We start from the raw sequence: 13,931 nt of genomic DNA, 5'->3' as shown, positions 1-13,931 counted from the left end.
AAAAGCGATAAATGCCTGTTTTTTACACAGCCTACTAATTGTAATTTTTAACTTCTTCAATTTCACTTTTTATTATTTTATTAATATCAACTTTAGTTTTTGTAAAAAGAAATATTGTTGTTTTGAATTCCCTCGCATATTGATTTGTGATTGAATCAACTACAACTGCAGATTCAAAATACCGGCTGGTTTCCTTATACTCATGATCTTTTTCTTCATAATTTATAACCCTTATAACATTGATATACTCTGTGTCAAGATTAAACCAGTTGACATAATCTGCATTAAAAGAAACTGCTTTGATGCCTTCTTTGGTATAATAATTTATCGCTCCTGCTTGTCCATAATTATCACAAAGTATAAGTGTTTGACCAGCGTTGGGTACCTTGATATAAATGGAGTCGACTTTTCTTGCTAGTTCTTGCCAGCCAAGCATATCTGCATAATCTTGAGGCAGTAAATGATCTTTACCATCCTCCCAACGGAGCATTCCCAAAGCTTCATATTTATCGGAATGTTCAATGATATATTCCGGACTTTTATTTGGGAAAGCGATATTAAAAATTGGAATAAAAATGATTACTGGAATTGCGACAGCTATTGGTTGTAAATATTTTTTCCATCCATCTTGTAAAACATTGGCAAGAAAAACGGAACCAAAAGAAATATAAATAGGATAAAGACCTATCGCGTAATAATCCTTCGCTTTGAAATACATAAAAATGATGAGTGTAAATAGAAATGCCCAAAAGAATGTTCTGTACTTTTTGAAAGGCTGATAGAAAAGTAGCGCATATAAGGCTGAAATAATCACGAATAAAGAACCAATGAAAAACAGTAGTTGAGATTTTAAGAAATCAAACCTGTCAACATTTACCAATTGCGTATCTGCCAACTCATTTAAATGATGAACAATAGGAAAATCATTATTGTATTGCCACAAAAGGTTAGGCGCAATGAACAATAATCCTAAGAGTGCAGCAATGTATAATTCCTTTTGAGCGAAAACCTTGCGTTGTTGGGTTAGAAAAATAGCAGGTATCAATCCTAAAAGTAAAAAAGCAATATTGTACTTGTTCAGAAATCCTAAAGCAAAGATGATTGCTGCCGCAAAAAGCCATTTTAGATTTTCAGTGTTGAAATATTTAATAATTATAAAGTACAAAATTGTCCAGCTTAATACATCAAAAGAATTGGGCTGATATAGGGTATTCAGTCTTAAAAGAGCAGAAAACAATACGCATGTTGCTCCCAAGATCAAAGCAAATAGGTTCCCTTTTAGTTCCTCAATAGCTTTCCAAACAACAAAAATGGTCAAAGCTCCAAACAAGGCAGGAAAGAACTTAATCCAGAAAACTGTATTTCCTAAAAGATAAATAATTCTCGAAATCCAGGAAGTAAATGGTGGAACAGATAAATATCCCCAAGCCAAATGATGTCCTAAGTCAAGATGAAGGTATTCATCTCGCTGTAAATCGTATTCAGAGCTTATTAAAATGTATTGAAGAAGAAATTTCAATACAATAAAACCTGCTAAAATAAACGCCTTTTTAGTCATTCAAATCGGGATCTTTCTTTATAATTATCTTTAATCTGTTCTTGTTAGCATTGGCACTGAGTTAGCAAAAAGAAACAAACGTTTTTTCCATGATTACAAATTCAATTCCGCCTTTCTCATATGTTTTATCTGTAAGTTTAAAGCCAAACCGCTCATAGAAATTTGATTTTTCTACGCGAGCATTACACCATAACATTTTAATTCCATCGTTCTTAACTACATCTATAATACTTTCTAATAGCATTGTTCCATATCCTAATCCTTGGAATTTAATTATTGTTGCAAATTTTCTGAATTGCACCTCATTATGTTCTACAAATAAGGATATTATTGATGTTAGTTCACCATTCACGAATAAGCCAAAATGTTTCCCGTTTGCATCATTTGGCAATTCAACATAGGCTCTCGGTTTATCCGGCCACATCACTTTATGCCTAATATCAAGCGTCTCAGATGCTTTGATCTGTTTAATTTCGGGAATACTACTTTTCACTTATTTTAAAAATTACACAACATGATTAAACCCGTTTCAATCCTTTTTATCAAATAATAAATCCAGTTCCAAATATTTATCCTTCATCATACTTAATGCGAAAGCCCCGGCCGAGGCGGCAAAAACAGAATAATCAAAGGCGCCTTTTATGCCACTTGAAAAAGTAATCGCTAAGGCAAAAATCAACATAAGATACCCACTTAGTTTTGCTACCAGTTCTGTTTTAAATCCTAGAATTAAGCAAATGCCAAATATTAATTCTGCAGCAGTTGCTATGACTCCCATTGCAGGAATTAATAATTTTGGAATAAAGGGATTAATGAGCCCGGTATAAGCCAAAAAACTATCCCAATTGCCCCAAGCCGAAATTTCGGCAGGCCATAGTCCTAACCTATCTGCCACTGCAGATAAAAAACCAAGTCCTATTCCAAATCTTAAAAAGAGTTTAATTATTATCGCATTCATATCTTGTCTTTTATTTTACACACATGTTTTAAACTAGTAGCTACCTACCTCCTGGAGGACAGTGTTGTTTTAAGTAATTGGTATATAAAGTTGTCATATGTTTCCAAGTTCCTTCTCCTTCTCTAAATCCATGAGATCTGTTTGGATAAGGCATAAATTGAAATTGTTTATTGTGTTTTATCAATTCATTGAGCAACAGTTCAGCATTTTGATAATGAACATTATCATCTCCGGTTCCGTGAATATAAAGTAAATTTCCTTCTAAATTTTTAGCGTAAGTAATGGGAGAGCCAGACATAAAATCTTCCATATTTTCCTGAGGTAAGCCCATATAACGTTCTTGATAGATGTTATCATAAGTTAACTGATTTGCCACTGCAGAAAGTGAAATTCCCGTTTTGTAAATTTCAGGATATCGAAACATTAAATTCAATGTAGCAGATCCACCTCCACTATGGCCCCAAACTGCTATTCGTTCAGGATCTACAAAATCCCATTTCAAAATTTCTTTAGCCGCCATAGCCTGATCATTAATATTAACCACACCAATTTTTCTGTAAATTGATTTTCTCCATACCCTTCCTTTTGGAGCAGGTGTACCTCTGTTATCTAATGAAATATAGATGTAGCCATCGTCTGCCATATCTCCACTATATAATCTATTATTACTAACACCATATCTGTCATTTACAGTAGTGCCAGCAGGTTCAGAATAAAGATAAAACACCACAGGATACTTTTTATTTGGATCGAAATTTGTCGGCTTCACCATCCATCCGTCCATTTCAATATTATCTACCGTTGTTATAGTAAAGAACTCTGTGGTAGGTTTTTCTTCTATTTTTTTAAGATTAAGAACAATGCTTTCTTCTTCGCTTAAAGCTTTGTGATTGGCGACGCTAATAAATTCTTTAGTGCTTGGAGTATAGTGGTTTGAGAAACTATGCTCAGCATAACTGCCATTCGAAGAAAATGAATAATCATGACTTCCTTTTAAGCTTTCAGGGCTTAACAATTGGTTTTCCCCTTTTCCGTTTAGTTTAGATTTATACAAATACTTTTGCGTGGCATTATCCGGAGAAGCCATATAGTAAACATAACCATCTTTCGAATTGATGTGTTTTAAATCAATAACATCAAATTCACCTTTTGTAATAAGAATCTCTGGTTTTCCTTCGAGGGATATCTGGTATAAGTGCCTCCATCCATCTTTTTCAGACGCCCAAAGAATACTATTTGTTTCCTTTAAAAAGCTAAAATCATTTATATAATCAATTTTATACTTGCTTCCTATTCGAAATATATCCACCCAGGCTTCGTCAGATTCTTCCTGTATCATTTTTGTACTTCCTTTTAAAGCATCTGCAATGTATAATTTGCTTTTATTTTGTTTTCTGTTTAGTTGCTGTATTAACAGTTTATTGCTTGATGGAACAAACTCCATTCTAACCAAGTAATTTTGCGACGGATCACCAGGAACATCTATCCAAGTTGTTTTGGCATCAGAAAGATTTATAACACCAACCTTGCATGCAGAAGGTGTTTCGCCAACTTTAGGGTATTCTAAAGGAACTAATTGCGAATAAATGGAATCTGTATTGTTAATCATATAAAATTTCTTGATAGCGCTTGCATCGATCTGCCAATAGGCAATAGATTTACTATCAGGGCTCCATCGAAAACCATCTCTACAAGCAAATTCTTCTTCATAGGCCCAATCAAAAGTTCCATTTATTAATGAAACTGTGCCATCTGTAGTTAAGGCTTGAATCTTAGCACTGGCATAATCTTCACTATAAATATTATTCCCTGAAACATACCCTATCGTATTCCCATTTGGTGAGAATTTTGCAAACATAAGAGACGAAGGCGGCAGGGTTTTGCCAATTTGGCGCAACGTATTTGTTTTAAAATTAAAGACCCAATAATCTCCTTTGGTATTTAGTCTCCAAACTTTTTTAGTATTGGTAAATAATAGCACTTTTTCCTGGTCTAATGAGAATGAAAAATGAGCTACCTCAATGGGTTCCGACGCTCCTACCGGTGTAAGTTGCTCTTTTGAAATGACTGTTTTTACACCCTGATTAGGAAGGGTATACGTAACAAGTTGGTTTTGTTCCAATTTAAAATAAGAATCCCCATCGTTGGTCCAGTTTATTTGTGCTTCTAAGTTAAAATTAAGAGAGAAAAAACAAATAAACGCGAGAAGTTTGAAGGAATTTAAGGATAAGGTTTTTTTGAAATCTAGCATTTATTGAAGTTTATATTATTGTTCTAGCGTATACGAAAGGTACTAAAAAAGCGCAAACCAAATGATTTGCGCTAATCTTGTTATTTTCTATAAAGGTGTGTTCGAGCAATATAACTGCATGATTTTTTTCATTGCGGTTTCCTACTCTTAATTTCGTTGTGTTGAAAATTGACGCTATTGCTTATAACCGCCAATGATCATTAGCAATCTATTAAATTCTCTTGTGTAATTCTTATTGAGATTTCTTTAGCCTCTTTGCCGCTTTTTTTTCTTTTGCTGTTTTAACAGGCTCCTTTTTAACGTTCTTTTTTGAATCTTTACCTTTTGACATGATCTTTTATTTTAAATGTTTATTAGTTTAAATATAAGCAAAAATCTATTGAGCTGTTGCTCTTGCTGTTTTATAGTTGTGATTTCACAAATCATCGCAGACTGCTCATTAAGGATTTGTAGACCATAAAGAGGCGCTTGTAAGCATCGCCCTTCTTGATAGTTTTAATCCAGCCACTATTAATTCTGCAAAATCCTCAGGCTGTAAAACGCTATCTTCAGAATCTCTTTTTGCAATACCCAGATCAATTGACATGTCAGACGCAATAGTACTTGGTGTTAAGGTACACACTCTAATATTATGCTTACGAACTTCTTTCATCAATGATTGAGACATGCCAATAACGGCAAATTTTGACGCCGAATAGGCCGATGTGTTTGCATTTCCGTTTAATCCAGCTGTAGAAGAAACATTAATAATGTCACCTTCATTGTTACTAATCAAATAGGGTAAAACTTCTTTAGTCACATAGTACATGCCCATAAGATTGGTCTGAATAATTTGACTCCATTGACTAACTTCCATATCATTCAAAGTGCCAAAAGCTGCAATGCCTGCGTTGTTGACTAAAATATCAACAGTGCCTAATGACTTTAAAATACGATCAATACCTATTTTGACATCCTCATAGTTACCTATATCAAATACTGAATAAACAGCCTTTATTCCAAAGGCCTCTAATTCTGAAACGGTCTCTTTTAAAACGGCTTCATTTCTACCTGTAATCGCTACGTCAATTCCTTCTTTCGCAAATGCAATAGCAGTAGCTTTTCCCAGCCCTCTGCCACCTCCGGTGATGATTGCTTTTTTATTTTTTAAATTTATCATATTCGTTTAATTATGTGTATTTATATTTGGTTTAATCATGTCAGTTTATTTGTAATGAGCTTGATTAAAAGCCTTGGCGTTGTCATTGTTACGAATCGTTTACTTTATCTTTAAGTTACTCACTATTACCCCAAAGCCATCAGGGTCTTGAATCATAATTCCGTTGTCATTCCAAAAAGGGTTTCTTGACTTTATTTTTTCAATATTATTTGTCTCAATTTGCCCAACAATTTTATCGTATTCATCCCTTTCAGTAGGATAAAAAACCAAAACATCCTCGATATCAAATTTATGTTCAGCTTTGATGTTAGAAGCTGTAAACTCCAGATGCCAATTGTGGCCCTCCTTGCCAATAAAGACTCCATTATAATTATTGTGGTTTTCAAAAGAAAACAGAACTTTCAAGCCGATAATATTTGTATAAAATTCTTCAATAAGCTTTAAGTTGTCAGTATGTCGTGCATTTCTAAACTCCATTTATACTCGTTTTTTTTTTATAAATAATCATCCTTTAATTAATGAAGACTAATCACTTTTGAAATTTTCCATTTGTCACCTTCCTTTTTCCAAACCATAATAAACTTACTCGGTTTAGACTTAGCTGTAGGCTCTTGATTGTTATAAAATTTATGGTATCCGATTTCAATCGCACCATAGCCCTTTATTGGATATACTTCGATGCTGTCTTCGATTAAGGTTCTTGTTACTTTTCCGCAAATATTTTTTTCGATTGACGTTAAGACTTCTTGTTTTGAAGTGGATAAACCCCCTTTGTCGTGAAAGAATTCAAGATCTTCAGAATAGAGTGAGGCTTGTTTTTCCATATCGCAATTATTATACGCATCAAAATACGTTTTATCCATGGCTACAATGTCATCGTAGACTTCTTTGTCAATAGCTACATACGCCGTTTCCAAAATATCCTTATAGGTTTCTTGTGCATACCCTATTGATGCTATGAGCATGAGTATTATGATAGAAACTGCTTTTATTTTTTTTACCTTCATTTGAAATCTCCGTTGTCTACATCCTTAATAAATTTTATCAATCCGGCAAAGTAAGTTTCCGCATCGTCAAATTGAGATAGATGGCTTCCGTTTGTAGTAACACTTCTTCCATTTTGAACCTCCGCAGCCATCCATTCCATATATTTTGGATCCATCGTGTCATATTGACCGCCAAGCATTAAGGTTGGTACTTTAATCTCCTTGAGTCTGTCAGACACATCCCAGTTTTTCAGAGAAGCATTACCTGTCATTCCAAATTCACTATGACCTTGCATAAAAACATAAATATTTGGATTGAGATGCTCAAAAAGTAAGTTTACTGATTTTGGCCATTTTTCTACAGGCATCCTCAAAATATGTTCTGTATAATAGTGATTCATTAAAAGTTCGCTATACCTCGGATTGTCAAAATCATTATTCGCCTCCATGTCCATAATTTCTTTTAGAACCTTAGGATCCATTTTCGGTCCTAAAACCTCATTGGCATATTTGGTGTATTCAGGAGCAGTTGCCATCATATTTGAAATAATAAGTCCTTTTAAATTATCCTGATATTTTAGAGCGTATTCCATAGCCAAAATGCCTCCCCAGGATTGGCCGAGAAGGTAAAAATTATCTTTATTGAGCTGCAATGCCTTTCGGACTTGTTCTACTTCTTCGACAAAATGTTCGGTGGTCCAAAGTGTGGAATCGTTGGGTTTGTCACTATAATAAGAATCGAGCTGATCGTAGTAAATGTATTCAATTTCTTCATTGAGCAGATAGCCGTCAAAATTTCCAAATTCCTCATGTGTTCCGCCAGGGCCTCCATGAAGCAGCAGTACCCGCATAGTAGGATTGTTACCCATACGTTTTGTGTAGACATTGAATTTACCCTTTGGTGTTTCGATAGGGATCATTTTAATGCCGCCCGTAAGCTGGTCATCGCTGTCTGAGTAATCTAAATAACTGCTCTTTTCAGTATTTGTGACGTTCTTTTTCTGATTTTCTGTGCAACTCATCATTATGAGCAGTATAATCAGTACAGGTGTGGTTAGATGTTTCATGATTCTCTGTTTTAGTTAATTTAAGTATTTACAAAACGATTCTTTATATCCGTGATTAGGCCATACCTTAATCAGTGTTCTTCAAAAGAACAACTTCCTCTTTACTAAACTTGAACTTCTTTATGTCTTCGTTCCATTCCCAGTATTTACGGCTTTCTTCAACTTCTCCAGATAGAGATTGAGCCACAGCAACTGTTAACAGAATTTTACTTTCTTTTTTTGAATCAATATACGTTCCGTTGCCTCCCCATTCCTTGTCTTCAGGCATAGCATGCACAAATCCATCTCGAATGTCAACCATAGCCCCACTGACGCAGCCAGAGCCGCAACCCCAGGTTATAATTACATAATAGGATGCAAAATTCACATCAAGTTCATTATACTTATCTGAGATAACAGTTCTATAGCGTTCAGCAATTGGGTTGCTCTTAAAATCTATTTCTGCCTTATCAGTATTTACAGAATTCAAAGGTGAGCTGCTTTCTGCTTCGGTATTCTTTTTAGCTCTTTCTTGGCAAGCCACTGCAGAGATTGCCAATAAAGTAATCAATACAATTTTTTTCATCACATCTTTAATTTCTACATTTTTTATCATAACCAACCTACTGTTTTTCTCCATTCATCATATTTCTGTTTACTTTTTTCAAAGTCTTTAGGTGGTTTTTGGTTCTCGCTTTTAACTTGTTCTCTCATAATTTGAGTCTGCGCTTCAAGAGTGTTAAGCCCTACAGATCTCCTTCGATCATTCACTTTAGTCAAATTATCAAAAAGTTTAGGGCTCAACTCTCCGTTTTGGTCCCAATCAAACTGAGTTGCATAAAGTTGTGGTTTTCCTTCAAAAACAGCTATTCGGTCTGAAAGATATGCCAAATTAATGGGGGCTACTTTATGCTGTTCCACTGCCTTTTCTAATAGCGTAACACATTTTTTCATGAAGCTGGGTTGTGCTATAGAATGTTGTATCACCAACCACGCTGCTTCACTGGCTTCTTTGCCTACTTTATCTGATGTTGGATATCCTACCCTATCAATTATTTCGTTTAATATCTTTGCATTATTGTTGTGCAAGGCTTCCATTTCTTTGTTATAACCTTCGCTGAGTTGCCCATTTTTGATAAGCCTGGCTCTCAGTTTTAAATCCGCATTTTTTAGCTCAATTATTTTTTCAGCAATGTTTTTAAGGTCCATTCTGATATAGGTGTTGATGCAATTTACCAAAAGAAATATCCATTAATTTGAGTTATTTCTTTTTTTTAATGAGTTCTGTATCTATTAATTTAAGAATCAATGCATTATTCTTTTTTACATTATTTAATTCAAACAAAGCTTCGTGCATAGATATGTAGCGTTCTCCTAAAAAATCTTCGAATAAAGGGTCTTGCAATAAAGATTGATAATTTGTTGGAAATCTACTTTTTCCTAGTTCTGGTACATGAACACTTTTATAATCTAGCTTTCTAACATGCTTCTCGATTACAGGTTGTGAAGCGATTACAGCCGCAACGCATCGTTCTTCTTCTTCTTTTGCATCAGCTACTACATCTTGCCACCCAAAGAGCAAATCAACCAATGAATCGCTTTTTACTAAATGAATTTCTCCAGATGAAATAGCAGACCTCAATGCTCCATTAATGGGGTTAAAGGTCCATCGATATGATGAATATTGTAGCCAGAACCGTAAAGAGTCACTTGCCATTTCTAATGAGTTCTCAGGATTTAATTCCAGTAATTTTTTAGTAGATCTTAAAACCAAGTTGTCATAGTAAATTACCTGATTCAACTGACTAAGATTCGAAGCGAATTGAATTCGAAGTGCTTTGAGTTGCATTTCTTTTTTTTCAAGATTCTTTCTGTTCCCAGTCCAATTATTGATCGATAAGGCAATCAAAATTCCAATTACCACAAGAACAATTTCTCCAATAGCATATCTTATATATTTTAACGGTTTGTTATCATCAGCCATTTTCTTTCGTGTCTTTCTAAAGAAGTTTATCATTGTTGAATTGATAGGTTTCTTTAAAGGTAAAACATTAAGTTGAGTTTTGAATAATGAAGTTAATGGATATAGCTATGGTTGTAAACTGGTTTTTTATTGGTTCCAGTTTTCCTTGTCAATTCGAAAAATATTAAAAGAATTTAATTTTTTTTCAAAAATCATTCCGTTTTTTAACGCTACTTTTTCAGAGCTTATATTATCGATATGAACCATAGAGATTAATGAATTGGTAAAATTGTTCTCAAAAGCGTAATTTTTACATTTGGTTGCAGATTCAGAAGCAAAGCCTTGATTCCAGAACTCTGGAAGAATAGCATAACCGATTTCTAATCTCTTGATATTTTCAATAGTTTGAATTAAGAGGCCACATTGGCCTACAAGTCGGTTTGTTTTTTTTTCAATGAGAACGTTCATACCTCCTAATTCATTTTCGTATCTATGAAAAACTTTGTCGAACCATAACTTGCATAATTCAGATTCTGATAGTTTTGGATCAAGACTTAAATATTTAGCAACATTATTTGCTTTAAATAAATCAATCCAAGAATCGAAGTCATCTGATTTGAGCAGTCTAAATTTCAATCTCTCGGTTTCTTGTCCTGTAAGTAGGTATTTCATTTTATTAACTTGTATACAGCGCGTTTGTAAGGTTCAGTTGTGAGAAAATCCGTGAGATTTCACAATTTAAGAATCCAAGATAGTAATAGTGTAAGGAATTTCCGATATAAAATTTAGGAGCAATGAACTACGCTCCTTTCACTGTACCGCCTTATTTCCGACCAACTTCTTTTGCCCAATCACCTCTATAAACTATTTTCTGGTCGTGAATTTTAAAAATAAACTTACCATACTGAACTGAAATTCCTGCAGAAGCATTAACTATCCAACAATTATCAGGGATGTCAAAGGAATTTTCAGAAGTAATAGTCTTTTTATCCAGTTGGTCAATAATAGAAACTGATGCATGTGGTCCTATTGCCCAGCCAAGGTGTGTGTTATAACTTACTTTCAAATCTCCAACCAATTTAAAATTTTCATTGGTCTCTATTTTAGTTTTGATCTTCGCTATTTTTCCTTCATTTAAATCTTTTCCAGGCGTCACTTCAATGGTTAATACAGGTAATTCGAAAGCTGTTTTTGAGGCCAGTATATTGATAGATTCGTTTTTAATGATTTGATCATCTTTATCGTAAAATTCGAAAGCAAGTTCCATATCTTCTATGCCAACCGGGTCAATTGTCAATTGGTCGGCAAAATATCCTTCCTTTGTTATATTTTTTGAATAGATAATTTTATCACGATATCTTACAACAACTTTTTTTACATCCTTATCATTATATAGCTCTATAGGTAGTATCGTATTGGTGTGCATCGATTTGTTTTTTGGGCTTATAATCAACCCTTTCATATAATCTCGCATTGCAAACCAAACCGGACGAGGAGAACCGTATTTGTCGTTCAAATCACTATAGCCCCAGAAACCAAACCATTCCTCTGGTTGCTCTAAACTATGATCACTTTTTTCGCCACCTTTCCACCAGCCATCGGCATAATAAAACGGGCACATACCTACGGCGCCGGCATCAATAAGGTCTCGGTAATTCGAGATAAGCCCGTCGCTTTGTTGTTTAAGCGTATTTGAACCATAGCGGCCATTTCCGCCACTAGGTGAAACTGAATACCCAAATTCAGTAGTTATAAAAGGTTTGTCCAGTCCGTTTAATTCACTCAAGCCCTTGATATAATCTTTAAAACCCATGGTAGCAGTCTGACCCTCGTTATGGTCATAACAATTGTAAGCATACACGTCAAATATACTTTCATCCATATAATCGCTAATCATAGCATTGGCTGAAAGCGTTACCGGAATTCCAGGGTGCCCGTCATGGATTATATTTATCAGAGTTTCCATCAGATCAACAAACGCCTTACCTGTAACACTATGGATATGATCGGTTTGAGGTTCATTGATAACCAGATAAGTAATAATACAATCATATTTTTTTGCATAATTCAAAACTCTTTTCAGCTCTATCTCGCTTTCTTTTATAAACTGAGGGTCTCCATAATCTTCGTCAGGTTTAATGTCAATACCCATGATAAGTTTTAAACCCGATTCCTGAACAAGTTTCAATTGAGCTTCAGAATACTGACTCCAGGTTCTAATAGTATTGTAACCACCTTTTTTAATGTTTTCCAGATCAAATTTCATTAATTCAAGGTCATCTTTCTTTGCATCTTCATAAGGATGTTGTCCAGGACGAGCGCCTATTTCATATCCGATTGCTTTAATGAAGAACTTTTGTCCATTAAGATGATACCAATTGTCTTTTAGTTCTATTTTCGTTTTCGATTGTGAATATCCGAAGAAAACTAAAACGTGAAATAGAATGATTGTTAATGCTAAATTTCGTTTCATATACTTTTTTTTAGGGTGGTACATTAGGGTTGGGTATAAGCAGTCGTTTTAATTCCGTTTATAGAGTGTTGTGGTTTGTTTAGGACCATCCTCTTTAAGTTCTTGATAGAAAAACTTTCTAATACCAATAAAAACAAAAACCATGACTGTATAAACTAAAAAGAAAGGTAGAATAAAGGCTTTTAAGCCTAATACAAGCATCACTGCAATAATGAGCAATTGGAAACCCAGACCAAAGGTAGAAACACATGTCATCAACCAATTTGGCATTACTTGGCCTTTATCTGCATTCCTATCAAGGGCATAAATGATCTTGTCAAAAGGGCCATAAAACAGTTTATACAACCCAAAAAGGATATTCACATGCTTTTGTTTTTCTCCTTCTAAGGCAATTGGTGTTTTGTCTTCGAACACACGACTAGTCGTATCGCCATCAAATTTATTTCTTAAAATAACATAGTAGTAATTGTAAAGGGTGCCTTGTAGTTGCAAGCCGAAGAATGCTAAAAGGCATATCCAAATACTTGTATCGGTAATATACCATATGGAAATAAAAATTGAAGCATTTAATAAAATGTCTGCTACAGAATCTAAATAACGCCCAGTATAAGATGGTTTTTGTTTTACACGAGCCAATTCACCATCTGCAGCGTCTAAAATAGACTTAAAAATCAAAAAGAATGCAGCCAGCCAATAATGACCATGAACAATAAAATAAATAGCAACGAGGCCAGATATTATAAATCCAATTGTAACGTGAACAGGAGTGAAAGAAGTATTCTTAAGTGAGTTCGCAATAACCTTAGCTATTGGTCTTCCATAATCCGAAAGATCAACAAATTTATGCTCTTTTGGTAATTTGGACATGTAATATAATAGTAAATCGTAAAGCGGAATATACCTAATTAGAATGCTACAAAGGTACAATTAATTCATAATCTATGAATTGCGAATGGAAAGTAATTATGTCGAAATATCATTTAATCTTTAAAAATGATAGGATGACATTTTTCAACAAAATTTCTGACATCCCTTTCAGAAATAGCATAGGGAAAAGACATGATTAGGAATTCTAAAGCCGAAAAACCTTCATGTACAGGTTGAATTTCATAAAAATGCGGATTTAAATAAAAACCCAATCTCTTGTAAAATTCAATCCTGCGCTTTCTTATACTTGAATCTGGCAGCTCTACTTCTAGTATGATTGGCTTCTGACTTCTTATTAAAAAATCTTCTATAATAAGTTTTCCAAAGCCCTTGTTTCTTATGCTTTCAGCTGTGGCAAAATATTCTATAAATATCAATTTATCAAACTCCCACCATAATAAAAAACCAATAAATTTTCCGTCTTCAATTATGACATCAAAATGATAGTTTGAATTCTTAAATACATTTACCTGAGCATCTATTAACCTCCTCTCCTCAAGAGGAAATGCGTTTTCATATAAGTCCCATGCTTCAGTAAAATACTTGTCTAAAGTATTTTTTATCCTAATATAATCCATTCTAAAATTTAATAAAAAATAGCAAAATTCAG

The 13,931-nt window shown here is 34.1% G+C and carries 15 protein-coding genes; all 15 read right to left on the bottom strand.

What is annotated here, in order from left to right; genetic code table 11:
• Positions 1-34 precede the first annotated feature (34 nt).
• Entirely contained in the window at positions 35-1,558 is a 1,524-nt protein-coding gene (locus QWY87_RS11080; protein ID WP_290291150.1) for an ArnT family glycosyltransferase, read from the bottom strand.
• 61 nt (positions 1,559-1,619) lie between these two features.
• Positions 1,620-2,051, bottom strand: coding sequence for a GNAT family N-acetyltransferase (locus QWY87_RS11075; RefSeq protein WP_290291148.1), 432 nt, complete (start codon positions 2,049-2,051; stop codon positions 1,620-1,622).
• A gap of 36 nt (positions 2,052-2,087) precedes the next feature.
• Entirely contained in the window at positions 2,088-2,516 is a 429-nt protein-coding gene (locus QWY87_RS11070) for a DoxX family protein (RefSeq protein ID WP_290291147.1), read from the bottom strand.
• 40 nt (positions 2,517-2,556) lie between these two features.
• The gene (locus tag QWY87_RS11065) at positions 2,557-4,767 is read right to left on the bottom strand and encodes a S9 family peptidase (protein WP_290291145.1); all 2,211 of its coding nucleotides are present in this window, start codon (positions 4,765-4,767) and stop codon (positions 2,557-2,559) included.
• Between the two features lie 439 nt (positions 4,768-5,206).
• A complete protein-coding gene (locus tag QWY87_RS11060) occupies positions 5,207-5,926 on the bottom strand; it encodes a 3-ketoacyl-ACP reductase (RefSeq protein WP_290291143.1) in 720 nt (239 codons plus the stop codon).
• A gap of 99 nt (positions 5,927-6,025) precedes the next feature.
• Positions 6,026-6,403: a VOC family protein gene (locus QWY87_RS11055; RefSeq protein WP_290291142.1), complete on the bottom strand. Its 378-nt coding sequence runs from the start codon at positions 6,401-6,403 to the stop codon at positions 6,026-6,028.
• 38 nt (positions 6,404-6,441) lie between these two features.
• A complete protein-coding gene (locus QWY87_RS11050; RefSeq protein WP_290291140.1) occupies positions 6,442-6,933 on the bottom strand; it encodes a nuclear transport factor 2 family protein in 492 nt (163 codons plus the stop codon).
• Positions 6,930-7,979, bottom strand: a complete 1,050-nt coding sequence (locus QWY87_RS11045; RefSeq protein ID WP_290291139.1) for a proline iminopeptidase-family hydrolase — start codon at positions 7,977-7,979, stop codon at positions 6,930-6,932. The genes QWY87_RS11050 and QWY87_RS11045 overlap by 4 nt, the downstream gene beginning before the upstream one ends.
• 67 nt (positions 7,980-8,046) lie before the next feature.
• On the bottom strand, positions 8,047-8,574 hold the full coding sequence (locus QWY87_RS11040; protein ID WP_290291138.1) for a hypothetical protein: 528 nt from the start codon (positions 8,572-8,574) through the stop codon (positions 8,047-8,049).
• Entirely contained in the window at positions 8,571-9,167 is a 597-nt protein-coding gene (locus tag QWY87_RS11035; RefSeq protein WP_290291137.1) for a DUF6624 domain-containing protein, read from the bottom strand. Before QWY87_RS11035 ends, QWY87_RS11040 begins: the two co-directional genes overlap by 4 nt.
• A gap of 52 nt (positions 9,168-9,219) precedes the next feature.
• Entirely contained in the window at positions 9,220-9,975 is a 756-nt protein-coding gene (locus QWY87_RS11030) for a DUF6090 family protein (protein ID WP_290291135.1), read from the bottom strand.
• Positions 9,976-10,068: 93 nt separating this feature from the next.
• Positions 10,069-10,593 carry a GNAT family N-acetyltransferase gene (locus QWY87_RS11025; protein WP_290291133.1) on the bottom strand — a complete coding sequence of 175 codons (525 nt, stop codon included), beginning with the start codon at positions 10,591-10,593 and terminating at the stop codon, positions 10,069-10,071.
• Between the two features lie 151 nt (positions 10,594-10,744).
• Positions 10,745-12,394, bottom strand: coding sequence for a hypothetical protein (locus QWY87_RS11020; protein ID WP_290291132.1), 1,650 nt, complete (start codon positions 12,392-12,394; stop codon positions 10,745-10,747).
• Positions 12,395-12,442: 48 nt separating this feature from the next.
• Positions 12,443-13,261 (bottom strand): CDP-alcohol phosphatidyltransferase family protein, encoded by an 819-nt coding sequence (locus QWY87_RS11015; protein WP_290291131.1) that lies wholly within the window; start codon positions 13,259-13,261, stop codon positions 12,443-12,445.
• A 113-nt stretch (positions 13,262-13,374) separates the two neighbouring features.
• Complete coding sequence (locus tag QWY87_RS11010; protein WP_290291130.1) at positions 13,375-13,899, bottom strand: GNAT family N-acetyltransferase; 525 nt, start codon at positions 13,897-13,899, stop codon at positions 13,375-13,377.
• Positions 13,900-13,931 lie beyond the last annotated feature (32 nt).

Source organism: Lutimonas halocynthiae (assembly GCF_030409835.1).
GTDB lineage: Bacteria > Bacteroidota > Bacteroidia > Flavobacteriales > Flavobacteriaceae > Lutimonas > Lutimonas halocynthiae.
The sequence above is the reverse complement of the archived record's forward strand: the minus strand, read 5'-3'. Positions and strand labels throughout refer to the sequence as shown.